The 26,476-nt window shown below is 58.4% G+C and carries 24 protein-coding genes and 1 pseudogene; 14 read left to right on the top strand and 11 right to left on the bottom strand.

Translation table 11 applies throughout. The features are described 5' to 3' along the window. Positions 1-53: 53 nt before the first annotated feature. Positions 54-1,280 carry a molybdopterin molybdotransferase MoeA gene (locus ACA079_RS08065; protein WP_497703126.1) on the bottom strand — a complete coding sequence of 409 codons (1,227 nt, stop codon included), beginning with the start codon at positions 1,278-1,280 and terminating at the stop codon, positions 54-56. Next, on the bottom strand, positions 1,264-1,803 hold the full coding sequence (moaB, locus tag ACA079_RS08060) for a molybdenum cofactor biosynthesis protein B (RefSeq protein WP_415757372.1): 540 nt from the start codon (positions 1,801-1,803) through the stop codon (positions 1,264-1,266). Before moaB ends, ACA079_RS08065 begins: the two co-directional genes overlap by 17 nt. Positions 1,804-1,884: 81 nt before the next feature. Between moaB and mobA the strand changes: the two genes are divergently transcribed. Both mobA and ACA079_RS08050 read left to right on the top strand, forming a co-directional pair. After that, the gene (gene mobA, locus ACA079_RS08055) at positions 1,885-2,487 is read left to right on the top strand and encodes a molybdenum cofactor guanylyltransferase MobA (RefSeq protein ID WP_497703125.1); all 603 of its coding nucleotides are present in this window, start codon (positions 1,885-1,887) and stop codon (positions 2,485-2,487) included. Positions 2,488-2,563: 76 nt separating this feature from the next. Beyond that, positions 2,564-2,785, top strand: coding sequence for a YgdI/YgdR family lipoprotein (locus ACA079_RS08050; RefSeq protein ID WP_033059146.1), 222 nt, complete (start codon positions 2,564-2,566; stop codon positions 2,783-2,785). A gap of 88 nt (positions 2,786-2,873) precedes the next feature. On the opposite strand, the gene ACA079_RS08045 is transcribed toward ACA079_RS08050, so the two are convergent. The 3 genes from ACA079_RS08045 to ACA079_RS08035 form a co-directional block, all read right to left on the bottom strand. Continuing rightward, positions 2,874-3,764, bottom strand: coding sequence for a pseudouridine synthase (locus ACA079_RS08045; protein ID WP_497703124.1), 891 nt, complete (start codon positions 3,762-3,764; stop codon positions 2,874-2,876). A gap of 71 nt (positions 3,765-3,835) precedes the next feature. Further along, complete coding sequence (locus ACA079_RS08040; protein ID WP_008145883.1) at positions 3,836-4,153, bottom strand: hypothetical protein; 318 nt, start codon at positions 4,151-4,153, stop codon at positions 3,836-3,838. A 167-nt stretch (positions 4,154-4,320) separates the two neighbouring features. Next, positions 4,321-4,557 carry a glutaredoxin family protein gene (locus ACA079_RS08035; protein ID WP_149629243.1) on the bottom strand — a complete coding sequence of 79 codons (237 nt, stop codon included), beginning with the start codon at positions 4,555-4,557 and terminating at the stop codon, positions 4,321-4,323. A gap of 208 nt (positions 4,558-4,765) precedes the next feature. On the opposite strand from ACA079_RS08035, the gene ACA079_RS08030 reads away from it, so the two are divergent. Further along, positions 4,766-6,478, top strand: a complete 1,713-nt coding sequence (locus tag ACA079_RS08030) for a cation:proton antiporter (protein ID WP_497703123.1) — start codon at positions 4,766-4,768, stop codon at positions 6,476-6,478. Here the strand turns inward: ACA079_RS08030 and ACA079_RS08025 are convergent. Next, positions 6,475-7,683, bottom strand: coding sequence for an ammonium transporter (locus ACA079_RS08025; RefSeq protein WP_497703122.1), 1,209 nt, complete (start codon positions 7,681-7,683; stop codon positions 6,475-6,477). The two genes, ACA079_RS08030 and ACA079_RS08025, sit on opposite strands and share 4 nt — an antisense overlap. 306 nt (positions 7,684-7,989) lie before the next feature. Here ACA079_RS08025 and ACA079_RS08020 point away from each other — a divergent pair, with 306 nt between their 5' ends. The 9 genes and pseudogenes from ACA079_RS08020 (at position 7,990) to ACA079_RS07980 (ending at position 19,667) form a co-directional block, all read left to right on the top strand. Continuing rightward, on the top strand, positions 7,990-8,304 hold the full coding sequence (locus ACA079_RS08020; protein WP_017340000.1) for an ElaB/YgaM/YqjD family protein: 315 nt from the start codon (positions 7,990-7,992) through the stop codon (positions 8,302-8,304). A 1-nt stretch (position 8,305) separates the two neighbouring features. After that, positions 8,306-8,695 (top strand): phage holin family protein, encoded by a 390-nt coding sequence (locus ACA079_RS08015; RefSeq protein WP_282481321.1) that lies wholly within the window; start codon positions 8,306-8,308, stop codon positions 8,693-8,695. After that, positions 8,692-9,033 carry a hypothetical protein gene (locus tag ACA079_RS08010; protein WP_497703121.1) on the top strand — a complete coding sequence of 114 codons (342 nt, stop codon included), beginning with the start codon at positions 8,692-8,694 and terminating at the stop codon, positions 9,031-9,033. The genes ACA079_RS08015 and ACA079_RS08010 overlap by 4 nt, the downstream gene beginning before the upstream one ends. 126 nt (positions 9,034-9,159) lie before the next feature. Then, the gene (locus ACA079_RS08005) at positions 9,160-10,323 is read left to right on the top strand and encodes an EAL domain-containing protein (protein WP_497703120.1); all 1,164 of its coding nucleotides are present in this window, start codon (positions 9,160-9,162) and stop codon (positions 10,321-10,323) included. A 168-nt stretch (positions 10,324-10,491) separates the two neighbouring features. After that, complete coding sequence (locus tag ACA079_RS08000; protein WP_497703119.1) at positions 10,492-11,820, top strand: deoxyguanosinetriphosphate triphosphohydrolase; 1,329 nt, start codon at positions 10,492-10,494, stop codon at positions 11,818-11,820. Positions 11,821-12,011: 191 nt separating this feature from the next. Further along, a pseudogene (locus tag ACA079_RS07995) lies at positions 12,012-12,134 on the top strand (response regulator); the annotation flags it as partial. 255 nt (positions 12,135-12,389) lie between these two features. Next, positions 12,390-13,016: a response regulator transcription factor gene (locus ACA079_RS07990; protein WP_033059130.1), complete on the top strand. Its 627-nt coding sequence runs from the start codon at positions 12,390-12,392 to the stop codon at positions 13,014-13,016. Between the two features lie 8 nt (positions 13,017-13,024). Then, positions 13,025-16,669, top strand: a complete 3,645-nt coding sequence (locus ACA079_RS07985) for a transporter substrate-binding domain-containing protein (protein ID WP_497703118.1) — start codon at positions 13,025-13,027, stop codon at positions 16,667-16,669. 49 nt (positions 16,670-16,718) lie between these two features. Then, positions 16,719-19,667, top strand: a complete 2,949-nt coding sequence (locus ACA079_RS07980; protein WP_497703117.1) for an HD domain-containing phosphohydrolase — start codon at positions 16,719-16,721, stop codon at positions 19,665-19,667. Here ACA079_RS07980 and ACA079_RS07975 read toward each other — a convergent pair whose 3' ends face one another. Both ACA079_RS07975 and ACA079_RS07970 read right to left on the bottom strand, forming a co-directional pair. Then, positions 19,668-20,150, bottom strand: a complete 483-nt coding sequence (locus ACA079_RS07975; RefSeq protein WP_046054403.1) for a GAF domain-containing protein — start codon at positions 20,148-20,150, stop codon at positions 19,668-19,670. Further along, positions 20,147-21,037 carry an ATP-binding protein gene (locus tag ACA079_RS07970; RefSeq protein ID WP_046054402.1) on the bottom strand — a complete coding sequence of 297 codons (891 nt, stop codon included), beginning with the start codon at positions 21,035-21,037 and terminating at the stop codon, positions 20,147-20,149. Before ACA079_RS07970 ends, ACA079_RS07975 begins: the two co-directional genes overlap by 4 nt. A 166-nt stretch (positions 21,038-21,203) precedes the next feature. Here ACA079_RS07970 and ACA079_RS07965 point away from each other — a divergent pair, with 166 nt between their 5' ends. Beyond that, on the top strand, positions 21,204-23,525 hold the full coding sequence (locus tag ACA079_RS07965; protein ID WP_497703116.1) for a hybrid sensor histidine kinase/response regulator: 2,322 nt from the start codon (positions 21,204-21,206) through the stop codon (positions 23,523-23,525). On the opposite strand, the gene ACA079_RS07960 is transcribed toward ACA079_RS07965, so the two are convergent. From ACA079_RS07960 to msrB, 3 genes are all read right to left on the bottom strand, one after another. Continuing rightward, on the bottom strand, positions 23,509-23,970 hold the full coding sequence (locus tag ACA079_RS07960) for a MarR family winged helix-turn-helix transcriptional regulator (protein ID WP_008145868.1): 462 nt from the start codon (positions 23,968-23,970) through the stop codon (positions 23,509-23,511). The two genes, ACA079_RS07965 and ACA079_RS07960, sit on opposite strands and share 17 nt — an antisense overlap. Beyond that, positions 23,967-24,452 carry a glutathione peroxidase gene (locus ACA079_RS07955; protein ID WP_008002671.1) on the bottom strand — a complete coding sequence of 162 codons (486 nt, stop codon included), beginning with the start codon at positions 24,450-24,452 and terminating at the stop codon, positions 23,967-23,969. The genes ACA079_RS07960 and ACA079_RS07955 overlap by 4 nt, the downstream gene beginning before the upstream one ends. 104 nt (positions 24,453-24,556) lie before the next feature. Further along, positions 24,557-24,952, bottom strand: a complete 396-nt coding sequence (gene msrB, locus ACA079_RS07950; RefSeq protein ID WP_497703115.1) for a peptide-methionine (R)-S-oxide reductase MsrB — start codon at positions 24,950-24,952, stop codon at positions 24,557-24,559. A gap of 226 nt (positions 24,953-25,178) precedes the next feature. Between msrB and ACA079_RS07945 the strand changes: the two genes are divergently transcribed. Beyond that, positions 25,179-26,390, top strand: coding sequence for a pyridoxal phosphate-dependent aminotransferase (locus ACA079_RS07945; protein WP_008145866.1), 1,212 nt, complete (start codon positions 25,179-25,181; stop codon positions 26,388-26,390). Positions 26,391-26,476 lie beyond the last annotated feature (86 nt).

Raw genomic sequence — 26,476 nt, 5'->3', positions numbered from 1 at the left:
ACGCAAAACCCGGTTCGATCAACCGGGTTTGCGCAGTAAGCCAGCGGCAGGAGTCAGCTCAGGACTTCGCTCAGCGGGATGAAGCCCACGTAGTCACCTTCGATCAGCGTGCGATCCTCCATCACCTCAACCAGACCATCCGCCCAGGCAGCGCTACGCAGTACACCCGAACTCTGATTCCTGTAGATAATTGCCCGACCATTCTCCAGACGTCCGCGCAAGTACTCGCGCCGATTGCCTGCTTTTGGCCATGCAAACCCTGCAGGCACCTGAAACTTCAGGGGCTCAACCTCTTTTACACCCTGTCGGCGCAAGAGATAGGGCCTTGCCAACAAAGCAAAGGTCACCAGCGTTGAAGCTGGGTTGCCAGGCAAACCAATCACAGGTACTCCGCGAAAATGCCCGAATGTCAGCGGTTTTCCGGGTTTGATGGCGAGTTTCCACAACGTCAACTCGCCCTCTTCCCGCAAGGCAATGCCCAGAAAGTCAGCTTCTCCCACCGAGACACCACCGGTGGAAAGGATCAGATCGACATCCTTCAACTCACCCAGTTGAGCGCGAGTGGTTGCTAAATCATCCGGAAGAATTCCGGCATCGATCACCTCACAGCCCAGGCGCTGCAACCAACTGCACAGCAACACTCGATTACTGTTGTAGATCTGTCCCGGCCCCAGAGCCTGACCCGGTTCAATCAGTTCATCCCCGGTGGACAGAACAGCAACGCGAACCTTGCGAATCACGTCCAGCTCTGCGCATCCCAGCGATGCAGCCAACCCCTGCTCGATTGGCCCGAGGCGCGTGCCGGCTGGCAGAATCAATTCACCAACAGTAGCTTCCTGGCCTTGAGGACGAATGTTTTGTCCCGGGGCCATGGTTTCGGTGAAACGTACTCGCTCATCCGCCTGAACCTCGGCGTTTTCCTGCATCTCGACGCAATCTGCACCAGCGGGCACTGGCGCACCGGTGAAGATTCGGGCACAGGTGCCAGGCTTCAAGGGCTCCGGAGCCTGACCGGCAAAAATCTTCTGGCTGACCACCAGTGGCTCTCCAGTCCAGTCGGCCACGCGCAAGGCATAGCCGTCCATGGCACTGTTGGGCCACGGTGGCAGATCAAGCGTCGAGACCAGATCATCGGCCAGCACCCGGCCCTGAACCTGCGCCAATGGCAAGCGTTCACGCTCACGAATCGGTGAGGCTTCGGCCATTGCCAGCAAGCGTGCCAGTGCCACTTCGACAGCCATCAGACTGCCAGTCTTGCCTGGCTTACCCGCGGGATTCACAGGGTGCCGCCTGTTTGAGATGAGCGACGAAGTTGCACGGGCGGTGCCGCGAATCCAGCTGCTCGGCAAGAATGCCATCCCAACCGGTGCGCACGGCATTGGTCGAACCTGGCAAGCAGCAGACTAGCGTGCCATTAGCCAGGCCGGCCAAGGCACGGGACTGAATAGTAGAGGTGCCAATATCCGCCACCGATATCTGCCTGAACAGCTCACCAAAACCGTCGACTTGTTTGTCCAGCAGGCAACTCACCGCTTCCGGAGTGCTGTCGCGCCCCGTAAAACCGGTGCCGCCAGTGATCAGCACTACCTGCACGACATCGTCGGCAATCCAGTTGGCGACTTGCGCGCGAATTTTGTAGAGATCATCTTTGAGCAGAACCCGGGCCGCCAAGTTATGGCCGGCAGCGCTCAAACCGTCGACGAAGACCTGGCCTGAGGTATCGGTTTCCAGGGTACGGGTATCGCTGACCGTCAGCACCGCGATGTTGAGCGGTGCGAAAGGTACATCAGCCTTGGCTTTCATAGGCTCATCCAGTTGTAGGAGAAACAGCCCGGTGTTATATCACAGCGCCTCATTTTTTCGCCGCCCCCATGGAGACCTGCCATGACCTCGAATACACATTTGCCGCCCTGCTCCATTCTGCTCCTGGCAGGTGGTCGTGGCCAACGCATGGGCGGTCAGGACAAAGGGCTGCTGGAATGGCACGGCGAGCCATTGATTGCCCACTTGCACCGCAAGACCCGTTCACTGAGCGATGACCTGATCATCTCCTGCAACAGAAACCTGGAAAAGTACGCGCCCTACGCCGACCAGCTGGTTCATGACGATGAAGGCGACTTTCCTGGCCCCCTGGCCGGTATTCGCGCAGGCATGAAGGCCGCCCGCCATGCGCATCTGCTGGTGCTGCCTTGTGACGTGCCGCGTATCGATGCCGCGCTGCTCAATAGCATGCGCGAAGCCGCCAGCCAGCACCCGGACCAACCGCTGATGCTGCGCCATGATGAACACTGGGAACCTCTGCTGTGCATCATCCCCGTGGCGCTCTCGGCCGATTTCGACAGTGCCTGGAACGACGGGGAACGCAGCCCGGGTCGCCTCATGCGCAAACTGGGCGCTACCGCCCTGCAATGTCCGGACAATGATCCTCGCCTGGCCAACCTCAACACTCCAGAACTGTTAAGTGCCCACAACTCTGTGTCAGACTGACAGGAGAAGGAACTTGCACGCGCTGTACACGTCTCAAGCTCAGCAACCAAAAGAATTCATATTCGGAGACACACTCATGACTCAACGGACCCTCGCCACTTTCATGCTCGCACTGGGCCTCGCTACCCTCGCCGGTTGCGCATCGCCTACAGTGATCACCTTGAATGACGGTCGAGAAATCCAGGCTGTCGACGCGCCAAAGTTCGATAAGGATTCGGGTTTCTACGAATTCGAACAACTGGATGGCAAGCAGACCCGCATCAACAAGGATCAGGTTCGTACCGTCAAAGAGCTGTAATTTTTGCGGTGACAACCGGATATGGAAAAGCCCGCTTTATGCGGGCTTTTTCGTGGCTGAAGATCAGCAGATTCGCTAAACCTCGTGATCACCAGTCCAGGGTGATGGTGCTTTCGAATGCTCTTTCCTGGCCGGTGACCGGGTCAACAAACCGTAATCCCTGAGCGAGCAGTTTCAAAGGATTGGCGTAGTCATCCTCAACATCCTTGAGTACGTGCGGATAAAACGGGTCGTTGCAGATGCTGGCGCCCAACGCTGTCATGTGCACCCGTAGCTGATGCTTCTTGCCCGTCACCGGGTAAAGCGCATAACGCCAGAGATCACCGTTCTTCTCCCTGACTTCGACAGCCGTCTCGGTATTGCTGACGCCCGGACCTTCCTGCATGCGGAAGAAAGGCTCGCCATCGATGAGACGGCTCTTATGGACCAATGGAAAAGAGAGTTCAGGCAATGCTCGGGCAATTGCCTCGTAGCGCTTTTCGATCTGCCGCGTAGGAAACAACGACTGATAGGCAGAACGGCTCTGAGGGTTGGCGGAAAACAGCACCAGCCCCGCTGTGTGCCGGTCAATGCGATGCAAAGGCACCAGATGCGGGTTATCGAGTCGACGGATCAGCCGTCGCAACAGGGTCTGCTCCACGTATTCACCCGCCGGAGTCACTGGCAGAAAATGCGGCTTGTCCGCCACAACCAGATGCTCATCCGCGTACAGAATCGACTCAACCACCGGGATCGGCTTTTCGTCCGGCACCTCACGGAAATAATGAATCCGCAAGCCTTCCTTGTAAGGCAGATCAAGGGCGATCGGCATGCCGTGGCCGTCGAGGACACGACCGCGAGCAATTCTGTCCAGCCATTGTTCACGACCGATGGCGCTGAAGTGTTCGCACAGACAATCGAGTACGGTCTGCCACGGACCAGGCGGCAAGTAGAGCGTGCTGGCCTGGTTGTGTGCAGCAGAAAAAGATGAAGTGGACATACGAAAGCTCTAACCCTCAATACAGGGCGGCATTATCCAACAGCGGCCGGAACGAACCTAGAAGAGAATCCTCAAGCCGGTATCTGCGTGCGCGCTGCCGCTTCGGTGAACTCCTTGAGCCAGCGCAACACATCAACCGCCTCCCATCGACCAGGGTCATAAAGCGCATACAACAAGCCCTGATAACCCACGACATCCAGCTGCCGGTGATAGCCCGCGCGCTGGAATAACGCTTCGATTTCGGCGAAACAAGTATTGAAATGCAGTTTATTGAAGGGAGTTTTTCCTTCTGTCACCAGGCCATCCAGACGCAATTCGAGGACAGCCTCGCGCACCACGTCCGCCGACATCCGGTTCACGCTGTTCTTCAATTGTTCGACATTGACCACGATTCATCCCTCTCACGCCCGGATCGCCTGCCCAAGCCCGAAAACCAGGGGCGCAAGGCAGGCATCACGAATAACTGTATGCGCATACAGTATCCGATCAGTGCCGGTAAAGCCAAGGGGATCCATCGCAAAGTTGACAGGCGGAACATCGCCACCACAACCACCGCTTAACCCAGGAACGCCACTACCTGATCGGCACTGAACGGCCAGCCCAGCTCAGCGCCAGTATCGACCCGCCGTAATACCGGAATACGCAGACTGTAAGCTTCGAACCACGTTTCGTCGTCCGCGATATCCACCAGTTCCACCAGCAGACCGCGCTCGACAAATTCCATCAGCATGGCTTCTGCCACTTCACAGAGATGACACCCAAGGGTGCCGAACAGCTGACATTCAGGAAGCATGAGCGCTCAACCTAAAAAATTAAGTCATCATTCTAGGCCCGCCCCGAAAAGCCGTCGAGCCATTGAATGCTCTACCCTTGGGCCATAACGGCAACGGATCGCGGCAATACGCTGACGCACATCAGTCGTCTTCAATACCCATTGCGCGATGCTCACGGATTATTTACCTCTACGCTTGAATTGCCAGCGCCCATCACCGGAGTTTTTCGTGTTCGCCAACCTGTTGATCATCCTCGCCTCCTCCCTGGTGGTGATTGCACTGTTCCAGCGCCTGCGATTGCCACCGGTGCTGGGCTACCTGTGCGTGGGGCTGATGATTGGGCCAACCGCATTCAACTGGGTGAATGAAAGCGAAGAGCTGCCGGACCTCGCCGAGTTGGGCGTGGTGTTTCTGCTGTTCTCCCTTGGGCTGGAGTTTTCCCTGTCGAAAATGCTCGTGTTGCGCCGAGTGGTGTTTGGGCTTGGCAGTCTGCAGGTGCTGTGCTCCGGGATGCTGCTGGGCGGTTTGCTGATGCTGCTCGGCATGCCGATCACGCCTGCACTGTTACTCGGCGCCGGCCTGTCGCTGTCTTCCACGGCCATTGTCAGTAAAGAGCTGACCAGTCTCGGCGAGATTTTCAGCAGCCACGGCCAGAATGCCATTGCCGTGTTGCTGTTCCAGGACGTCGTGGCGGTATTGCTGCTGACCCTGGTGCCGGTGTTCGCTGGCAGCAGCGACCAGGCCTGGTATTGGGCGCTACCACTGACGCTGGGTAAAACCGTTGTATTGTTCGTCGGCCTGTTGCTGGCCAGTCGCTGGTTGCTGCCCCGGCTGTTCCATGAAGTGGCGGCTGCCCGTTCCCCGGAACTGTTCGTGCTACTGGCGCTGGTGATTGTTCTGCTGACGGCGTGGCTGACGCACCTGCTCGGTCTCTCCCCTGCCCTGGGTGCGTTTCTCGCTGGCATGCTGCTGGGAGAAAGCCACTACCGGCATCAGATCGAGGCCGACATCCGCCCGTTCCGCGACATCCTGCTCGGGCTGTTCTTCGTCAGTATCGGCATGCTGATCGACTTGCAGTTGTTCGCCAGCCACGGCCTGCTGATTCTCGGCCTGACCCTGGGGTTGTTGGTGCTCAAGGGCAGCGTCGTTGCGCTGCTGGTCAAATGGCGTGGCAGCGATGGCGAAACCGCCTGGCGCAGCGGCCTGGCATTGGCCCAGGGCGGCGAGTTCTGCTTTGCGCTGATGGCACAGATGCAGCAGAACAAACTGATGCCCGCGGATTTTGGCGGACTGCTGCTGGCGGCGACCTTCTGTTCAATGCTCGTCACGCCGTTGTTGCTGCGTGCCGCACCCCACATCGCCACACGCCTGCATCGCAAACCCAATGAAGAAGCAAAACTTGAAGAAATCAGCGCGCTCAATGCCGGGTTACACAACCATGTCGTAATCTGTGGCTACGGTCGCGTCGGCCAGTCAATCGGCCGTGCACTACGCAACGCGCAGCAACCCTACATCGCACTGGATACTGATCCGGTGCGTGTCCAGGAAGCCGCCGTGGGTGAAACCTGTGTGCACTATGGCGACTCACGCCGCGGTGAACTACTGGTTGCGATAGGGCTGGAGCGCGCAAGGCTGCTGGTGATCGCCGTGGACCAGACCGACATCGCTTTGCTGATCCTCAAGGAAGCGCGGCAACTCAACGCGACCGTGCCGATTCTGGTGCGCACACGCGACGACAGCCAACTGGCCGAGTTGAAGGCAGCCGGCGCCAGCGAAGTCGTCCCCGAACTGCTGGAGTCGAGCCTGATGCTCGCCTCCCACGCGCTGATCATGCTGGGATTACCCGCGCATCAGGTACAGGAGCGGGCCGACCAGATTCGGCACGACCGCTATCGTCTGTTGCACGGTTTCTATCCTGGCGCTGACGACGAAGAGACCTAGTCCTGACTGACCGAGCCGATCTTGTGCACCGACAAGTCAGCGCCGTAATACTCTTCTTCCTGACTCAGGCGCAGACCATGGAACGCCTTGATCACGCCATACACCGTAAAACCACCGGCCAGCGCCACGACCACGCCCAGTGCGGTGCCGATCAACTGACTGATCAGACTCACGCCGCCCAGCCCACCCAACGCGCTCTGGCCGAAGATGCCGCAGGCGATCCCGCCCCAGACGCCACACAAACCATGCAACGGCCAAACCCCCAGCACATCGTCGATGCGCCATTTGACTTGAGCCGCAGTGAAGCACCAGACAAACAATGCGCCGGCGATGACGCCAGTGATCAGCGCGCCCACCGGGTGCATCAGATCGGAACCGGCACAGATCGCCACCAACCCGGCCAGCGGGCCGTTATGCAGAAAGCCCGGGTCATTGCGCCCGACGATCAGCGCCGCCACGGTACCGCCGACCATGGCCATCAGCGAGTTCACAGCCACCAGCCCGCTGACACCTTGCAGGGTTTGCGCGCTCATCACGTTGAAACCGAACCAGCCAACGATCAGGATCCACGACCCCAACGCCAGAAAGGGAATGCTCGAGGGCGCGAACGCCACCAGTCGCCCTTCGCGATAACGACCATTGCGCGGCCCGAGCAACAACACCGCCGCCAGAGCCAGCCAACCACCCATGGCGTGGACCACCACCGAGCCGGCGAAATCATGGAAGCTGGCGCCAAAGTGCTCCAGCAACCAGGCTTGCAGGCCAAAGTTGCCGTTCCAGATCATGCCCTCGAAGAACGGATAGATGAACGCCACGATCAGTGCCGTCGCGCACAACTGCGGGACGAAGCGGGCACGCTCGGCGATGCCGCCGGAAATGATCGCGGGTATCGCCGCAGCAAAGGTCAGCAGAAAGAAAAACTTCACCAGCCCATAGCCATGATCAGCATTGATCACAGCTGCCGGTTGCATGAAGGTCACCCCATAGGAAATCCAATAGCCTATAAAGAAGTAGGCCAGGGTCGAAATGGCGAAGTCGCTAAGGATCTTCGACAAGGCATTGACCTGGTTCTTTTGTCGAACCGTGCCGACTTCAAGAAAGGCGAAACCGGCGTGCATCGCCAGCACCATGACCGCGCCGATCAGAATGAACAACGTATTGGAGCTATGGACCAGAGTGTCCACAGCGCTTTGCAGATTTTCCATGGGGTTGGCAGACCTGAAGGCTAAAAAAGCACCAAAGCAGTTCGCGCAGACAATTCATGCACCAAGTTGCGACTTGCCGGGATCAGCAGATTGATCCCGATGAGCCACTTTGGCGCACAAGGTTGGAACCTTTGCGCGAGTTTTCATTATTTGAGATAAGGTTTTGCTCGAATCCTGCCCAGCAACAGCGCAACGGCGCAGGCAGACGCACCACGACGTAGCAAAAGTTGTACCAGTCATTTGTACTGAACCTTCGCGCAAGGCTCATACTCGAACGCTTCAGAAGCCACTTACGGAGATCCACCAATGGCCAGCATCAAGGCAAAGACTGCTCAAGAAATCCTGATGAACGATTTTCAGACTCTGGTCAGCGACACCGAACGCTTGCTGGAACACACCGCAACGTTGGCCGGCGATCAGGCTGATGAGTTGCGCGAGCAAATCCACGACAGTCTGCTGCGTGCGCGCGAAACCTTGAAATTGACCGAAGACTCCCTGCGCGAACGCAGCAAGGCTGCCGTTACCGCCACCGAAGACTATGTCCAGGCCAACCCATGGCAATCGGTCGGGATCGCGGCCGGCGTTGGTTTCCTGATTGGCTTGCTGGCCACTCGGCGCTGATATGGCGATCGGCGAATCCGGCTCGTCCGCGACGGGCCCAAGCTCCTCACCGCGGCGCCTGGGTGCTGCTTTTCTTGGACTGCTGCACAGCCATGTCGAACTGTTCGGCATCGAATTGCAGGAGCAAAAAGCCCGCACGGTAAGCCTGTTGTTATTCGCAGGCCTGGCGCTGGTTTTTGCCTTGCTGTTGTTGGTGGGGTTGTCGACGCTGGTGATGATCCTGTTTTGGGACACCTATCGCCTGGCGGCCATCATCGGGCTCTGTGTTTTCTACACACTGGCGGCCATTTTCTGTGCGATGCGCTTGAGAGCGGCGATTTTCGATGAATCGTCGCCCTTCCACGGCACCCTGGAAGAGTTGGCCAACGATCGGGAGCGTCTGCTGCCATGAGCCTGCCTGAACTGCCTCACAACAGCTCGCGCACCGAAATGCGCAAGGCGCTGATCCGCCTGCGCATGGAAATGCATCGCCAGGAAATTCGCCACGAATCCCGGGAATTGCTGCAACCCTTGCAGCGCATACGCGGGATGACGCAAAACCTGCACGATGGTTTCGGCATCAAGCACGCCCCACTCTGGGGCGTGGCAGCCGTCACCTTGCTCGGTTTTCTGACGGGCAAGGGCGCCAAGAGCGGTGGCGTCAGCAGTCTCACTCGACTGGTTCGTCTGGGCACCACGCTGGGGCCGCTGATCAAACTGGTCATGCAGGGTTCTTCGCGCAACCGCTAAAGCCACCCTCTGGCTGCATTCTTGCAACATCACCGGGATTGAACCTCTTTATCGAGGGGTTCAATCCTGCGTGCCTACCCGGTGAACAGGTTTTATCCAATAACAAGACCTGACCAAGGAGGCCTCGTGATCGACGGGCAACCGCTCGCCTGTTTTCAACCATTCATCGATACCGCCACCGGCCGTATCGCTGGCGTCGAGGCACTGGGAAGATTGCGCCAGGCCGACGGTCAACTGACCTCGGTGGGGCCGCTGTTCGCCGACCCGCGAACGCCCGCCATCGCGCTGCGTCGTCTGGATCGCCAGATCCGCGATAACGCGCTGAGCCGTCTACATGAAGCGCCCTCGGACTGGTTTCTGAGCCTGAACATATCGCCACGCTGGATCAACCGCTTGCGGCAGGACCAGGCTCTACCGAGCCTCAAGCAATTGATCAGGCACAACGTCGACCCGCAACGCATTGTCTTCGAGATCACCGAGCTGGGGGGCGATATTCAGCGTCTGACTGACGTCGTGGCACGGTACCGACAGGCCGGCGCGAGGATCGCCATCGATGATTTCGGTGCCGGATACTCTCAGCTTGATCGCGTACTCGCGCTGCAACCGGACATTCTCAAACTCGACATGCGCTTGTTCCAGGCCGCTGCGTTAGGCGGACCGAGCAGCGACGTGGTCAAGGCTCTGGCGCAAATGGCGGAGAAAACCGGTTGCTGGATCATCGCCGAAGGCGTGGAAACCGAGGCTCAACTGAGTTTTGCCCTGGAGTGTGGTTCGCGCTACGTTCAGGGCTTTCTGTTCGCCCGGGCGCAAGCCGGTTTCTTTGCCACGGACGCCTTTGTCGAGCGCTTTGCGCAACTGCGTCAGCGCTATGTTCAGCAGAAGCTGGCTGAGCGCGGTCGCCTGATGATCATGCGCCAGCAACTCAGCGAGCTGATGACCATCCTGCAAGCATGGGCTCAGGCCCGAGCACCGCTCAGTGCCTTGCCACAACTGGATGCATTTCCCTGGCTGCTGCGCTTCTACCAATGCGACCGCCACGGCACGCAGCTGACACCCAACCTTGAATGGCGCAACAACGGTTGGGAGGCCGACAATCGCTACCTGGGCCACAACTGGTCATGGCGCCCCTACTTCTATCACCTGCTGGCAGAGGGTTGGGATGAACGCAGGTTGACGCTCTCCAATACTTACCGCGATGCCACCAGCAACCAGTATTGCCTCACCGCCGGGCAATTTTTCGACAACGGCGAGCGACTGCTGCTCATCGATATCGACGCCGCCGGGCTGTAGGAGCCGAGCTTGCTCGCGATGACGGCAGTTCACTCGATATTGCAGCACCTGATACACCACCATCGCCGGCAAGCCGTGCTCCTACAGGTGTGTGCGTGTTTTTCCCTTGCAGGTCCTGACGCGAAACGGGAAGCTAGGGGCTCAGTCACCTGACGGAGAGAACCAGCCTTGGATTGGCAAACCCTGCTTACCCGCGAACGCCTCGGAAAGCCTCTGCACAGCCCGGAAGAACTCGGCCGCAGCCCTTTCCACAAAGACCACGACCGGATCATTTTCTCGGGCGCGTTTCGCCGCCTGGGGCGCAAGACCCAGGTCCATCCGGTCACCAGCAACGATCATATCCACACGCGCCTGACCCACTCGCTGGAAGTCAGCTGCGTCGGCCGTTCGCTGGGCATGCGCGTCGGCGAAACCATCCGCAGCGCGCTGCCTGACTGGTGCGAGCCCAGCGACCTGGGCATGGTGGTGCAATCAGCTTGCCTGGCCCATGACATCGGCAATCCGCCCTTCGGCCACTCCGGCGAAGACGCGATTCGCCACTGGTTCCAGCAAGCCGCCGGCCGTGGCTGGCTGGATGCAATGAGCGAAGTCGAACGCAATGACTTCCTCAATTTCGAAGGCAATGCCCAAGGCTTCCGGGTACTCACCCAGCTGGAATATCACCAGTTCGACGGCGGCACCCGGCTGACCTACGCCACGCTGGGTACTTATCTGAAGTACCCATGGACGGCAAAGCACGCGGATTCACTGGGCTACAAGAAACACAAGTTCGGCTGCTATCAGAGCGAATTGCCGCTTCTGGAGCAAATCGCCCATAAACTCGGCCTGCCGCAACTCGAGGAACAGCGTTGGGCGCGCCATCCGCTGGTGTATCTGATGGAGGCTGCCGATGACATCTGTTACGCGCTGATCGATCTGGAAGACGGTCTGGAAATGGAGTTGCTGGAGTACGCCGAAGTCGAGTCCCTGTTGCTGGACCTTGTGGGTGACGATCTGCCGGAAACCTATCGCCAACTTGGTCCACAGGATTCGCGTCGGCGCAAACTGGCGATCCTGCGAGGCAAAGCCATTGAACACCTGACCAACGCCGCTGCCCGGGCCTTTGTCGAGCAACAGGATGCGTTGCTGGACGGTACGTTGCCCGGTGATTTGGTGGAACACATGCACGGCCCTGCCAAGCGTTGCGTCCTGAATGCCAAGGACATGGCGCGAAAAAAAATCTTCCAGGACAAGCGCAAGACCCTGCATGAAATCGGTGCCTATACCACGCTGGAAATCCTGCTCAACGCCTTCTGCGGCGCGGCACTGGAACAGCATAACGGTCGAACGCCGTCCTTCAAGAGTCGCAGAGTCCTCGACCTGTTGGGCAACAATGCGCCCGATCCTCACGGCTCATTGCACGCCTCGTTTCTACGGATGATTGATTTCATCGCCGGCATGACCGACAGCTATGCAAGCGAAATGGCGCTGGAGATGACCGGTCGTTCGAGCCACTGATAAGACCTGGGTGATCAGCCATTACGCCGCCTGCAATGGTTGATTTGCCTCTCAAAACCCAAGTGCACTCAACGTCCGCCGAATCCCCCTACAACATGCGCTGAGCTAACTGATCGATTATTCGGTAACCTCGCGGACGATCTGCGCATCTTGCTGGTGGAAGATCATCCCTTCCAACTCCGGGCGACTCGTTAAGTAGCCTGACATCCGCCGAACTGAATAAACTTGAAAACGGACTGCCATTATTGGGGTACTTGATAAAACCGCTGAAACAATCCGAATTTAGAAACATATTGACCTTGGCCTCATTGTAAAAAACCACAGACCAAACACACTAACAATCCAACCCAAACATAACTCGCAACTTACAATTAAATACTTCCAATCTCTCGACTAACCATCAACAACCTTCACCCTTCCTCATAAAAAACCTAGTTGATACGTAGTCCCATTCCTCTTCAGCTGTAGGATTGTTCCTGTATTGCCGCTGCAGGTCCGTCAGCTCATGCGTCGCCTCAACTATCTGAGCTAAGGTGCGCGCTTTATTAGAGCTCGTATGGGATTTGATTATGAACTCCGTTTTTATTGTCGACGATCACCCGGTCATCCGCCTTGCCGTCAGAATGTTGCTTGAACATGAAGGTTACAAAGTCGTCGGCGAAACTGATAATGGGGTCGATGCCATGCAGATGGTTCGCGAATGCATGCCTGACCTGGTCATTCTCGACATCAGCATTCCCAAACTGGATGGGCTGGAAGTTCTCGCCCGTTTCAACGCAATGAGTACCCGCCTGAAAACATTGGTGTTAACAGCACAGTGCCCGACACTTTTCGGTATTCGCTGCATGCAATCCGGCGCATCGGGATATGTGTGCAAACAGGAAGAGCTGAGTGAACTGGTCAGCGCTATAAAGGCCGTATTGTCAGGTTACAACTATTTCCCAAGTCAGGCCTTGAATCCTGTTCGCTGTGATGACGCGCGATTCGCCGACCTGGAACTGTTCAAGTCAGTCAATGATCGGGAACTGATGGTATTGCAACTCTTTGCCCAAGGCCGCACCAACAAGGAAATTGCCAAAGGCATGTTTCTGAGCAACAAGACTGTCAGCACTTATAAAAAACGCCTCATGCAGAAACTCAAAGCCAAATCCCTGGTTGAACTCATCGATATGGCAAAACGTAACGCGTTAGTGTGAGAAACAGGATGCCCAGTCGTATAAAGGATTATCTGACACTCATGGCCGCAGGTTTATGCCTGACCGCCTCAGTGGCCGCTGCGCAGACCATCAGCGAGAACTACACCCTGATGAGTCGCTCAATGGCCGGACACCAGGAAGTCCAACTGGATAACGCACAACGACAATGGATTGAGAATAAACGGGCACTGATCCTGGGCACGTCAGCCCCGGACTACCCCCCTTTCGACCTGACCATCAGTGGTCACGACTACGAAGGTTTTACCGCCGATTACGCGGGCATCCTCGGCAAAACAACCGGTTTGCCAATGAAGGTTCTGCGTTTTGCGTCCAGGGACGCCGCGATCGATGCACTTGAAAACGGCGAGATCGATTTGCTGGGGACCGCCAATGGATTCGAAGCTCACAACGCTGACATCGTACTTTCCACCCCCTACGCTGTGGACCAGCCGGTTCTGGTGACACGCGAAGGTGAAACCAGATCCTTGACCGATGGCCTGGCCGGTCTGCGCCTGAGCATGGTGTACCACTATTTGCCACTGAACGAGGTCAAGGCAATGTATCCGGGGGCGATCATCACGTCCTTTCCGTCCTACCAGAATGCGATCAATGCCGTTGCCTTCGACCAGGCTGACGTTTTTCTGGGTGACACCATTTCCACCCATTACATGATCAACAAGGGGTATCTGAACAACGTCCGCATGGCCAACTTCGGAAAACACGAAGCTCACGGTTTCAGCTTTGCCGTACACAAGGACAACCCGCACCTGCTCGGGATCATCAACGCAATGCTCATGGCCATTCCGACCAGCGAACGAGACAACATCGCCAAACGCTGGAGTGCCGGCAGTGACATGCTTCTCACCGATCAAAAACTGCAACTCACCGACAACGAAGAACGCTGGCTGGCACAACACCCGGTAGTGCGTGTGGTGGTCAATGAGGCTTTTGCGCCGCTGACGTTTTTCGACAGTGATGGCAACTTTCGTGGGGTTACCGCGGACTTGCTCGAGCTGATCAGATTGCGTACCGGTTTGCGCTTCGACGTCCGTCGCAGCCGCAGTGATGACGAGATGATCGAGCAGATCAGGGACAATAAGGCCGACTTGATCGCCGCCCTGCTCCCCAGCGCCCAACGTGAATCGACGCTGAACTTCACCCGCCCCTACCTGCAAAACTCCTTTGTCCTGTTGACTCGCAAAGCCGCCGACAGCCCGACAAGCCTTGCGCAGTTGCAGGACAAACGCCTGGCAATCGCCAAAGGCAATCCCCTGGTGGATTACCTGCGCAGCGAGTTCCCGCGGATCAAGCTGATTGAAACCCCGGATACGTTCAGCGCCGTGGAGTTGCTGGCCGAGGGCAAGGCAGAAGGTGCGGTGAATTCACTGGTGATTGCCAACTATTTCATCTCATCGCAGCTTTTCGAGCACACCCTTCAAATCACTACCACCATCGGCACCCGGCAGGCCGCGTTCTCCCTGGCCACAGGCCGAGATGCCAAAGAACTGAACGCCATCCTCAACAAGGCACTGCTGAGTATTGCTCCGGAAGAACTGGGCATCATCAACAGCCGTTGGCGCGGCTATTCGGCGTCCTCGCAAAGTACCTGGCGCAACTATCACCGACTGTTCTACCAAATCGTTATCGGTGCCGGGGTGCTACTGCTGATTTCCGTTGCCTGGAACGCTTACATGCGTCGCCAGATAAAGCAGCGTCAGGCAGCCGAGCGTGCATTGAACGATCAACTCGAATTCATGCGATCACTGGTCAATGGGACGCCTCATCCCATCTATGTCCGCGATCGTCAGGGACTGCTGCAAAGCTGCAACGACAGTTACCTGGAAGCCTTCTGCGCGAAACGTGAAGACGTGATCGGTAAAAGCGTCATGCAGGGCAGCATGAGCAATGCGTTCGAAGCCCGGGAATATCAGGCCGATTACCAGCGCGTCGTGGCCGAGGGCATACCGCTGATTCTCGATCGTGCGCTGCACATCGGCGGCCGCAAGCTGACGATTTACCACTGGATTCTTCCCTTCCGTGATTCGAGCGGTGAAGTGCAAGGCATCATCGGCGGCTGGATCGACATCAGCGAACGGCGCCAACTGTTCGATGATCTGCGCTATGCCAAAGAGCGCGCCGATGAAGCCAACCGAGCCAAAACCACGTTTCTGGCGACCATGAGCCATGAGATCCGCACCCCGATGAATGCGGTCATCGGCATGCTCGAGCTAACGCTGAAGCGTATCGATCATAAGCACCCGGATCGCCCGGCCATCGATGTGGCGTACAACTCGGCCAAGGACCTGCTGGAGCTGATAGGGGACATTCTCGACATTGCACGGATTGAATCCGGACGGCTGAGCCTGAGCCCTGAACGGGTCAATCCAAGTGAAATCGTGGCCTCGGTGGTGCGGGTCTTCGATGGACTGGCGCGCCAGAAAAGTCTCCGGCTGCTGCTGGAATTTCGCCCTGCCAATCCGGGGTTTGATGTCCTGTTGGACCCGATGCGCTTCAAACAGGTGCTGTCCAACCTGGTGAGCAACGCCATCAAGTTTACGGAGCGCGGCCAGATCAGGATCATCGTCGATCTGCACCCAACCGCCGAGCCTGAGCGGGTCCGGATGCTGTTGCAGGTTCACGACAGCGGCATAGGGATCAGTGAACAGGAACTGCGGCGGCTGTTCGAACCTTTCGCTCAGGCCGATAACTCCGGGCAGTCAGCCAGAGGCGGTGCGGGGCTTGGGCTGGTGATCAGCCGCAGCCTGTGCGAAATGATGGGCGGCAGCCTGCAATTGAGTAGCCAGCCGGGTGTCGGCACTCAAGTCGAAGTGTCGTTGCACCTGGCAACACTGCCACTCGAACAGATGCCAGAGACTGCTGAAGCGCAAATCCACACCACGACGGCCCCCTTGAATGTTCTGGTGGTCGACGATCACCCCGCCAATCGCTTGCTCATGCGCCAGCAACTGGAGTTTCTGGGTCACCGATTCAGCGTCGCGCCGGATGGCCAGGCGGGATTTCAGGCATGGGAAGCCGAGCCGTTCGATCTGGTGATTGTCGATTGCAACATGCCGATCATGAACGGATACGAACTGGCCCGAGCCATTCGTCGACATGAACAAGAAACGCACCGCCCGCCCTGTACCGTGCTGGGTTTTACCGCCAACGCACAACCGGAAGAAATACAACGCTGCAAACAAGCCGGGATGGACGACTGCCTGTTCAAGCCCCTTACCCTGACAGCCTTGAGTCAGTGGTTTGAAGGTATCAGGCCAATCGTCCGCGATCCGGCGTTCAGCCTGCAAGGACTGCGTCTTTTGACCGGTGGCGATCCGGTATTGGACCAGCGACTGTTGACCGAACTGTTGAACAGCAACCGTCTGGACCGACAAGAACTGCTGGCGCTGTCCCCCTCCAAAGAGCCTCAGCCATTTCTCGACGTCGCCCACAAAATCAAGGGCGCCGCCCGAATCGTCCAGGCTTCCCGGGTGATTGACAGCTGCGAGGCGCTGGAAAAGGCCTGCCATGAGGCATTCCATCACGACGAAGTGGCCGATTGCAGCAAGGCTATAGAGCGCGCCATGCTCGAATTGGAGCAAGCATTGCAGCAACAGATCAGCCAAAACGACAACAGCAAAATGACAGAGCCTTAACTATGCTTGGACGCTGAGCAGTGTGTTAACCATCATGGAGAGACCCGCAATGCCCAGCCCACTGCGCCCGGATCAACGTCGGTTTCCCCTGCACGTCCATATCAGCGTGATGTTCACTTTCCTGCTGTTGCTGACTGGCGTGGTGCTGGGCCTTTTCAACTACCGGCAAACCACGCAGATCATTCTTTCCAGCAGTGAAAAGCTCTTCAACCGCATCGAGCAGGACGTCCGTCTCGACCTGCATGCCACTTATGAACCGATTCGCCATCTGCTGTCCCTGCTGGCGGAATACCCGGCGACCCAGGCTTCTGGCCTGGAGCAACGCCTGGCACTACTCAAACCCTTCAGCCAGTCGCTCAAGGACAACCCCGACCTGGCCTCGTTGTATCTGGGCTATGGCAACGGCGATTTCTTCATGGTTCGGCCCTTGCGAACCCCCGACCTGAAAACGCTCCTCAAGGCACCGGATACTGCGGCTTATCAGGTGTGGAGCATTGAGCGAACCGGCAACAGCGGTCAGGTCCGCTCCCAATCATTGTTTTTCGATCAGGGACTGGCCCTCGTCAGCCGCCAGGACAACCCCGACGAAACCTACGATCCGCGAACCCGCGCCTGGTATGCCAACGCCCGCAGCGACAGCGATCAGATCACCACCGAACCCTACATCTTTTTCTCCACCCACAATGTCGGCACTACCCTGGCCCGGCGCAGTGGCGAACAGGCTGTCATAGGTGCCGACCTGACCCTGGCGGAACTCTCCGCAACCCTGGCCAAACATGTCGTGACGCCCAGTACCGAAATCGTGCTGTTCGATGCAGAAGGGAATGCCATCGCGTATCCCGACAGCAGCAAACTGATCATCGACGATCAGACTGCCCGCCTGATCAAAGCCGCTGACCTCAGCCCCAGCCTCGGCGCACTGCTCAACAATCCCCCTGAAGGTAACCGCCTGGATGTCGCTGGTCGGCAATGGATCGTTGCCCGCAGCAGCATGCAGGAAGGCGGCCCCCAGGGACTGCAACTGGCGCTGCTGGTGCCGGAAGATGAATTACTCGTCGATGCCTACCGCATGCGCTGGCAAGGCGCGCTGATTACCCTGGCCACGTTGTTGCTGTGCCTGCCGCTGGGCTGGCTGACCTCGCGAATTCTGGTTAAACCCTTGCGCGCGCTGGTGCGGGAAGCCGATGCGGTTCGCAGTTTTGACTTCAACTTTCCGGCCTCACGTCGCTCTCCCGTGCTCGAAGTCGACCAACTGAGCGTGTCGATGACGCGCATGAAAGACACCCTGGCGAGTTTTTTCCAGATCACCGACAGCCTGAGCGCCGAGACTCGCTTCGCCCCCTTGCTGGAACGGGTGTTGTTTGAAACCGTGAAAATCGGCCAGGCCCAGGCCGGCCTGATCTACCTGCGCGAAAGTGATGGCGATCGAATGGAGCCCCATGGTCTGGTCGTCAACGGCACCTCACGAGCATTGCCGTCATTTGATCTTCGAGGACACGAACTCCAGGCTCCGCAAAGCCCTGTATGGCTACAACAGCTGTCGAATGCCGACAACGTCGTCACCACGCTGGGTTTTGAACAGGCCGGGGATTTGCAGAAGGTGTTGCATGCGCTGGAGTGTCCCCGCGTTCATCTGATCGGTATTCGGCTGCACAATCGTCATAACGAAACCGTGGGCCTGCTGGTCCTGCTGTTGGCTGATACCGGCAACCAGAGCGATCTGGAAAAACTTCGTCCGGACCGCATCGCGTTCCTCCAGGCCGTGTCCGGCGCGGCCGCCGTGAGTATTGAAAGTCAGCGTCTGCAAGCCAAACAAAAACAACTGCTGGATTCCTTCATTCAACTGCTGGCGGGTGCGATTGACGCCAAAAGCCCCTACACCGGCGGTCACTGCCAGCGAGTGCCGGCGCTGACCCTGATGCTCGCTCAAGCTGCCGCTGCCAGCAAGGACCCGGCCTTCAGTGGCTATCAACCCACCGAAGATGAATGGGAAGCGCTGCACATCGCCGCCTGGCTGCACGATTGCGGCAAGGTCACCACTCCGGAATATGTAGTCGATAAAGCCACGAAGCTGGAAACCCTTAACGACCGTATTCACGAAATCCGCACCCGCTTCGAAGTGCTCAAGCGCGATGCCTGGATCAGCTATTGGCAAGCCATGGCCCTGGGCGGTAACGAGCAACACCTGGCCGAACTGCGCAACGCCACGCTAGCAGGGCTGGACGATGATTTCGCATTCATTGCCCGATGCAACCTGGGTGGCGAGGCGATGGCCGAGTCCGACCTGCAACGACTGCGCAGCATCGCCAAACGCACCTGGAGCCGAACCCTGGATGACCGGTTGGGTGTTTCCTGGGAAGAAAACCGGCGTCAGGCGCGGACCCCGGCACCGACACTGCCGGTCAGCGAGCCATTGCTGGCGGACAAACCCGAGCACCTGTTCGAACGACCCGAAGCCGAACTGATTCCGGAGGATAATCCCTGGGGGTTCAAACTCGATGTGCCGCGCTACAAGTACAACCGGGGCGAGCTCTACAACCTGAGTGTTGCCCGAGGCACCCTGACCCGCGAGGAGCGTTACATCATCAATCACCACATGGTGCAGACGATTCTGATGCTCAGCCACCTGCCCTTCCCCGGCCACCTCACCAACGTCGCGGAGATCGCCGGCGGCCACCACGAGAAAATGGACGGCACCGGGTATCCCAAACAGTTGAAGCGCGAAGAAATGAGCCTGCCGGCGCGGATGATGGCGATTGCCGATATTTTCGAAGCGCTGACCGCCGCCGATCGCCCCTACAAGAAAGCCAAGTCCTTGAGCGAAGCGCTGGGCATCATGGCCACCATGTGCCGGGATGCCCACATCGATCCTGAGTTGTTCGGGCTGTTCATCAACGCGCAAATCTACTTGCAGTACGCTGATCGATTCCTCGATCCCCAACAGATCGATGCGGTTGATCCGACAAGCCTGCTGGTCAAGGCAGGCTTGAGGGCATGATCAGCAGTCGGTCAGGCGCAGGAAAATCGCCGCCAACTGCTCGATACCGGCCTGGTCTTCAGCGGTAAAACGCGCCAGTTTCGGGCTATCGAGGTCCAGCACGCCAATCAATCGACCGTCCTTGACCAGTGGCACCACCAGCTCGCTGTTCGACGCGCTGTCGCACGCAATGTGTCCGGGGAACGCGTGCACGTCCTCGACCAACTGGGTCTGCAAGGTGGCCGCCGCCGCTCCGCATACACCCCGGCCGAACGGAATCCGCACGCAGGCGATTTGTCCCTGAAATGGGCCAAGCACCAATTCTTCGTTGCGATTGAGGTAGAACCCGGCCCAGTTCAGGTCATCGAGCTGGTTGTAAAGGAACGCCGAGAACTGCGCGGCGTTGGCAATGAAATCCCGCTCGTCCGCCAGCAATGACTCCAATTGCGCCCACAACATGCCGTAGCCTTCGAGGCCCTGGCCGCTCTTCTGTAAATCAATCATGCCTTGTGCTCCAACAACTTCAGCCCGACCCAATAGCGGGCAAATTGATACGCGCAACGTCCGTTGCGATTACCGCGGCCCGTGGCCCAGCGTACCGCGAGGATGTCCAGTGCTTCGTCTCGCTGCCACTTAAGGCCCGCCTTGTCGGCCAGCTGACCGATCCAGTGCTCGACGACGTTGAGGAAGTGTTCCTGGGTAAACGGATAGAACGACAGCCACAATCCGAAACGGTCCGACAGCGCGATCTTGTCTTCCACTGCCTCGCTGGGATGGAGTTCACCGTCAACGCGTTTCCAGTTTTCGTTATCGCTTTCCTTTTCCGGTACCAGATGGCGACGGTTGGACGTGGCGTACAACAAAACGTTATCCGGGGCTTGTTCAAGCGAGCCGTCGAGCACGCTCTTGAGCACGCGATAGTCACCCTCGCCCGACTCGAACGACAGGTCATCGCAGAACAGCACGAAACGCTGGGGCAGCTTGGCAATCTGTTCGACCACGCGCGGCAAGTCCGCCAAGTGATCGCGTTCGATCTCGATCAGTCGCAGACCGGCCTTGGCGTGTTCGGCCAGCAAGGCGCGAACCAGCGACGATTTACCGGTGCCGCGCGCGCCCCAGAGCAATGCGTGGTTGGCCGGCATACCATCGAGGAACTGTTGGGTATTTCGCCCCAGTTGCTCCAGTTGCCGGTCGACACCGATCAGGTCGGACAAACGCATGTCGAGGCTGACTTCCAGCGGCAACAGAAACCCGCTGCGCCCCTCGCGTTGCCAGCGCGCGGCAAGGCAATGATTCCAGTCGATAGCTTGCCGAGGTGCAGGCAGCAGCGGTTCGATACGGGCCAAAACGGCATCGGCGCGTTCAAGAAAAGCATTTAATCGGGAATCCACGTCTTCTCCTCGGGCACGTTCACAGTAATGATGGCGATACAGCGACGAAACACAGCGTTCGGTGTCCGGTTCATCCCTTTGCACAAGGGCTCGCGAGAACATCGGTATCCATGCATGATCGACTATGCTTGAGCAGCGAAGGGAAACGGAAGTGGTTCAACACCCCATGGATATCAAGTTCACCAACCGCCTGTCCTACAAGCAGGCCCGGCTTACCGTACTGGTCGGTTTCATTCTGGGCACGCTGCTCAGTCTGCTGCAAATAGGCATCGATTATGCCAGTGAAGACGCCTCCATCAACCGCGAAATCCTGTCTTTGCTGGAAATCAGCCACAACCCCGCGTCCCGTATCGCCTACAACATCGACGCCGAACTCGCTCAGGAACTGACCCTGGGCCTGTTGCGCTCGCCGGCAATCATCGGCGCGCAGTTGACCGACAACAACGGTACCGTGCTGGCCAACGTCAAACGCCCAGGCGTGCAAAGCGGCTATCGGGTGATCAGCGACTTCTTGTTCGGCGCCAACCGGCGGTTCGAAGACCGTCTCTACCTGGATCACTTGCCGACCGAATCCCTCGGCACCCTGAGCCTGGACGTCGACACTTATTCATTCGGCAACCGGTTCCTGCGTCGGGCCGAGGTGACCCTGCTCAATGGCTTCGCCCGCAGCCTGCTGCTGACTGGCATCCTGCTGGCGCTGTTCTATGTGATGCTGACCAAACCGTTGGTGCGGGTCATCCGTGAACTCAGCAGTCGCGACCCGCGCAGTACGGAGTCGACGTCGCTGGAGTGTCCGACGGACCATGAAAACGATGAAATCGGTGTACTGGTCAAGGTTGCCAATCAGCAATTCGAAAACATCGCCACCGAAATCCAGCAGCGACGCAACGCCGAAAACCGCCTGACCGACTACCTCGGGCAACTGGAGAACATCGTCTCGGCCCGCACGGCGGAACTCAAGGCGATCAACTCGCGGCTCAGCCAATCCAATCAGGAACTGGAAGTCGCCCGCAGCACCGCCCTCGACATGGCCGAAGCGCGCTCGGTGTTCCTGGCCAACATGAGCCACGAGATCCGCACGCCGCTCAATGGCCTGCTGGGGATGATCGCGCTGTCCCTGGACGGCCCGCTCAATGCCGAGCAACAGCAACAGCTGTCCATCGCCCATGACTCGGGCAAAGTACTGGTGGAACTGCTCAACGATATTCTCGATTTGTCGAAGTTCGATGCCGGCCAACTGGAGCTCGAACATATTCCGTTCGACCTTGGCTCGTTGATCGAAGACACCGCCAACCTGCTATCGCAAAACGCCGCGCCAAGTGTCGAGCTGAGCTGCCTGATCGACCCGCACTTTCCGGCCCTGGTGCTCGGGGATCCGACCCGGGTCCGACAGATCGTCAGCAACCTCTTGTCCAACGCCCTCAAGTTCACCCGTTTCGGTCGCGTCGATGTGCGCCTGTCGACATTCGAGGACGGCGTCAGGATCGAAGTCTGCGACACCGGCATCGGTATCGCCCAGGACGCCCAGGTCAAGATCTTCCAGCCCTTTACGCAAGCGGGTGCCGGCATTACCCGGCAATTCGGCGGGACCGGGTTGGGCCTGGCACTGACCTACAACCTCTGCGAAGCCATGCAAGGGCGCCTCACCATCAGCTCGGAAGCAGGCTTCGGCAGCCAGTTCTGTGCGGATCTGCCGCTGCCCAGCCACACCCGCGCCCTTCCCCCGGCCTCTTTACAGGGCAAGGTCATCGCAATCACCGCCGCCAGCAGTGGTCTGGCAGAACTGTTGAACAGTGTGTTGCCCGGCTGGGGGCTCGACTATGAGCAGCGTTCCATTGATGACTCGTTGCTGGGCCTGAACCCGGATGTACTGATTACCGATTGCCCCGAATGCCTGTTTGGCCTGCGACCTTCGTGTACAGCGCCCATTCTGCTGGTCACCGCTTACGGCAGTTTCATGCCCAGCGAAGAAGCTCTCGCCCTCGCCCCCTTACAGCAACAGGCGCGGCCTCTGGCACGCAACGCGCTGTACCAGACGCTGCGGCGAACCCTGCAGCCGGAACTCAACACGATCAACGGTGCCCGGCTCGACGCCCTCTCCCCACAACGACGCGGACGCGTGCTGCTGGTGGAGGACAATCCGGTCAACCAATTGGTGGCCAAGGGGATGCTCGGAAAACTCGGTTGCGAGGTAATTGTCGCCGGTCACGGTGGCGAGGCGCTGGATCAGCTGGAGCAGAGCGAATTCGATCTGGTGCTGATGGACTGCAACATGCCGGTGATGGACGGCTACGAGGCCAGTCGGCAAATCCGTCGCAGCGGACGCTGGCCACAGCTGCCCATCGTCGCCCTGACCGCCAACGCCATGTCCGAAGAGCGCGAACGCTGTCGTGCGGCAGGCATGAGCGATTACCTGGCAAAACCCTTCCGTCGGGAAGAGTTGGCTGCCCTGCTGGACCTGTGGGTCCCTACTACGACAGTGCTTTGATTTGCCCCAAAAGGTGATCAAGACCATCGCGCAGATCGTTCAGGCGATCCAGATCCACACCGCTGTCGCATAACAGACGGGCCTTGAGCGGCCCGACCTGATCGCGCAAAGCCTTGCCAGTTGGCGACAGGCTCAAGTGCACTTCACGCTCGTCCCGCGCCGAGCGCTGACGCTGAACCAGTTGCAGTTGCTCAAGACGCTTGAGCAACGGCGTCAGCGTGCCGGAATCCAGCGCCAGGCGTTCGCCCAACGCCTTGACCGTCGGCTGCTCCGGGGCTGCCTCCTGCCATTCCCACAACACCAGCATCGCCAGGTATTGCGGGTAGGTCAGGCCGAGCTGATCGAGCATCGGCTTGTAGGCGCGGATCACCGCCCGGGAAGCGGCGTACAGCTTGAAGCACAGTTGACTGTCAAGCTTCAGGGAATCGACTGACAAGGTGTTCATTTGAGCAGGGCTTCGATCTCGCGGGTCAGGTCCTGCGGCTTGGTCGCGGGGGCGAAGCGCTTGACCAACTGGCCATCCTTGCCGATCAGAAACTTGGTGAAGTTCCACTTGATGCCCTGAGAACCCAGCACACCCGGCGCGCGTTTTTTCAGTTGAACGAACAGCGGATGGGCGCCGGCGCCATTGACTTCAATCTTTTTGAACAGAGGAAAGCTGACGCCGAAGTTCAACTCGCAGAACTCGGAAATCGCCCCTTCGTTGCCTGGCTCTTGCTTGCCGAACTGGTTACACGGAAAGCCTAGCACCACCAGACCTTGATCCTTGTAGGTCTGCCACAACTCTTCAAGGCCTTTGTACTGCGGGGTGAAGCCGCATTTGCTCGCGGTATTGACCACCAACACGGCCTTGCCGGCGAAATCCGCCAAGGTCTTTTGCTCACCCTTGATGGTGGTGCAAGGGATGCTCAGCAGGTTGTCGCTCATGGTTCGGACTCTAAATGAGGGAAGATGAGACAAACATAGCGAGCAATTGAATTGTGTGCAATTTAAATATCCGAAGGGCGATCATCGGATCGCCCTCTGGCTTATTACCCGCGGGGTACCAGGTCCAGGCACACCGAGTTGATGCAATAACGCAGGCCGGTCGGTGGCGGGCCGTCCGGGAACACGTGCCCCAGGTGCGCATCGCATTTGGCGCAGACCACTTCGGTGCGGATCATGCCGTGGCTGACGTCACGGATCTCGACCATGGCGCTGTCACCGATCGGTGCATAGAAGCTCGGCCAGCCGCAGCCGGAGTCGAATTTGGTTTTGGAGTCGAACAGCGGCTCGTTGCAGCAGATACAGTGGTAAATACCATCGACCTTGCTGTCGTTGTACTTACCGGAGAACGGTCGCTCGGTGCCCTTGAGGCGGCAAACGTTGTACTGCTCCGGGTCGAGCATCGACCGCCATTCTTCCAGGGTTTTTTCCAACTTTTCCATCATCACACCTCAGCAGCTGAAAAAGCCCGATCTGTACCTTTTCCACGGATCGGGCGGCACGTATGATTGCGCCTCGTCAAACGCCAGTCTGGCAGCCAGACCACGCGCATTCAAACTGATTTATGGGTGCTGCCTCTCAAGGCGCCAGGCCTGTGTGAATACGCAGGATTCCCAGCACGGTCGTTCATACGCCGCCTGGATCGTTCATTTTCGGGAACACATCGCCATGCAGGTCAGCAAATCGAACAAGCTCGCCAACGTCTGCTACGACATTCGCGGCCCAGTGCTCAAGCACGCCAAACGCCTGGAAGAGGAAGGCCATCGCATCCTCAAGCTGAACATCGGCAACCCGGCGCCTTTTGGTTTCGAAGCGCCGGATGAAATCCTCCAGGACGTCATCCGCAACCTGCCGACTGCTCAAGGCTACAGCGATTCCAAAGGTCTGTTCAGCGCCCGCAAGGCCGTGATGCAGTACTACCAGCAAAAGCAGGTAGAAGGCGTCGGTATTGAAGACATCTATTTGGGCAACGGCGTTTCCGAGCTGATCGTGATGTCGCTGCAGGCCCTGCTCAACAACGGCGACGAAGTGTTGGTGCCGGCCCCGGACTACCCGCTGTGGACCGCCGCGGTGAGCCTGTCGGGCGGCAACCCGGTGCATTACCTGTGCGACGAGCAGGCCAACTGGTGGCCGGATCTGGCCGACATCAAGGCCAAGATCACCCCAAACACCAAAGCACTGGTGATCATCAACCCGAACAACCCGACCGGCGCGGTGTATTCGAAAGAAGTCCTGCTGGGCATGCTGGAACTGGCCCGTCAGCACAACCTGGTGGTTTTTTCCGACGAGATCTACGACAAGATTCTGTACGACGATGCCGTGCACATCTGCACGGCTTCCCTGGCGCCAGACCTGCTGTGCCTGACGTTCAACGGTCTGTCCAAGTCCTATCGCGTGGCGGGTTTCCGTTCCGGCTGGATCGCCATTTCCGGCCCGAAACACCACGCCCAGAGCTACATCGAAGGCATCGACATGCTGGCGAACATGCGTCTGTGTGCCAACGTGCCGAGCCAGCATGCGATCCAGACCGCCCTCGGCGGCTACCAGAGCATCAATGATCTGGTATTGCCCAACGGACGACTGTTGGAACAGCGCAATCGCACCTGGGAACTGCTCAACGACATTCCCGGCGTGAGCTGCGTCAAGCCAATGGGCGCGCTGTATGCGTTCCCACGGATCGACCCGAAAGTCTGCCCGATCCACAACGACGAGAAATTCGTGCTCGACCTGCTGCTCTCCGAGAAGCTGCTGGTGGTACAAGGCACGGCCTTCAACTGGCCATGGCCGGACCATTTCCGTGTCGTGACCCTGCCACGCGTGGACGAGCTGGATATGGCCATCGGACGTATCGGCAACTTCCTCAAGTCCTATCGCCAGTAACCTGCCTGTCACCGTGCGACGCTTGCGCAAGTCGCACGGTGATTGATTCAGCAACATTTCTTTGCGCCCTGCCGAACATCGCTTCT

The organism is Pseudomonas sp. LBUM1645 (assembly GCF_059716185.1).
This window is presented reverse-complemented; position numbering and strand designations above follow the sequence as displayed.

Excerpts from the sequence above, each read along its gene's own strand:
- moaB (WP_415757372.1), bottom strand. The coding sequence starts at position 1,803 with ATGAAAGCCAAGGCTGATGTACCTTTCGCACCGCTCAACATCGCGGTG.
- mobA (WP_497703125.1), top strand. The coding sequence starts at position 1,885 with ATGACCTCGAATACACATTTGCCGCCCTGCTCCATTCTGCTCCTGGCA.
- ACA079_RS08050 (WP_033059146.1), top strand. The coding sequence starts at position 2,564 with ATGACTCAACGGACCCTCGCCACTTTCATGCTCGCACTGGGCCTCGCT.
- ACA079_RS08045 (WP_497703124.1), bottom strand. The coding sequence starts at position 3,764 with ATGTCCACTTCATCTTTTTCTGCTGCACACAACCAGGCCAGCACGCTC.
- ACA079_RS08035 (WP_149629243.1), bottom strand. The coding sequence starts at position 4,557 with ATGCTTCCTGAATGTCAGCTGTTCGGCACCCTTGGGTGTCATCTCTGT.
- ACA079_RS08025 (WP_497703122.1), bottom strand. The coding sequence starts at position 7,683 with ATGGAAAATCTGCAAAGCGCTGTGGACACTCTGGTCCATAGCTCCAAT.
- ACA079_RS08020 (WP_017340000.1), top strand. The coding sequence starts at position 7,990 with ATGGCCAGCATCAAGGCAAAGACTGCTCAAGAAATCCTGATGAACGAT.
- ACA079_RS08015 (WP_282481321.1), top strand. The coding sequence starts at position 8,306 with ATGGCGATCGGCGAATCCGGCTCGTCCGCGACGGGCCCAAGCTCCTCA.
- ACA079_RS08010 (WP_497703121.1), top strand. The coding sequence starts at position 8,692 with ATGAGCCTGCCTGAACTGCCTCACAACAGCTCGCGCACCGAAATGCGC.
- ACA079_RS07990 (WP_033059130.1), top strand. The coding sequence starts at position 12,390 with ATGAACTCCGTTTTTATTGTCGACGATCACCCGGTCATCCGCCTTGCC.
- ACA079_RS07985 (WP_497703118.1), top strand. The coding sequence starts at position 13,025 with ATGCCCAGTCGTATAAAGGATTATCTGACACTCATGGCCGCAGGTTTA.
- ACA079_RS07980 (WP_497703117.1), top strand. The coding sequence starts at position 16,719 with ATGCCCAGCCCACTGCGCCCGGATCAACGTCGGTTTCCCCTGCACGTC.
- ACA079_RS07975 (WP_046054403.1), bottom strand. The coding sequence starts at position 20,150 with ATGATTGATTTACAGAAGAGCGGCCAGGGCCTCGAAGGCTACGGCATG.
- ACA079_RS07965 (WP_497703116.1), top strand. The coding sequence starts at position 21,204 with ATGGATATCAAGTTCACCAACCGCCTGTCCTACAAGCAGGCCCGGCTT.
- ACA079_RS07960 (WP_008145868.1), bottom strand. The coding sequence starts at position 23,970 with ATGAACACCTTGTCAGTCGATTCCCTGAAGCTTGACAGTCAACTGTGC.
- ACA079_RS07955 (WP_008002671.1), bottom strand. The coding sequence starts at position 24,452 with ATGAGCGACAACCTGCTGAGCATCCCTTGCACCACCATCAAGGGTGAG.
- msrB (WP_497703115.1), bottom strand. The coding sequence starts at position 24,952 with ATGGAAAAGTTGGAAAAAACCCTGGAAGAATGGCGGTCGATGCTCGAC.
- ACA079_RS07945 (WP_008145866.1), top strand. The coding sequence starts at position 25,179 with ATGCAGGTCAGCAAATCGAACAAGCTCGCCAACGTCTGCTACGACATT.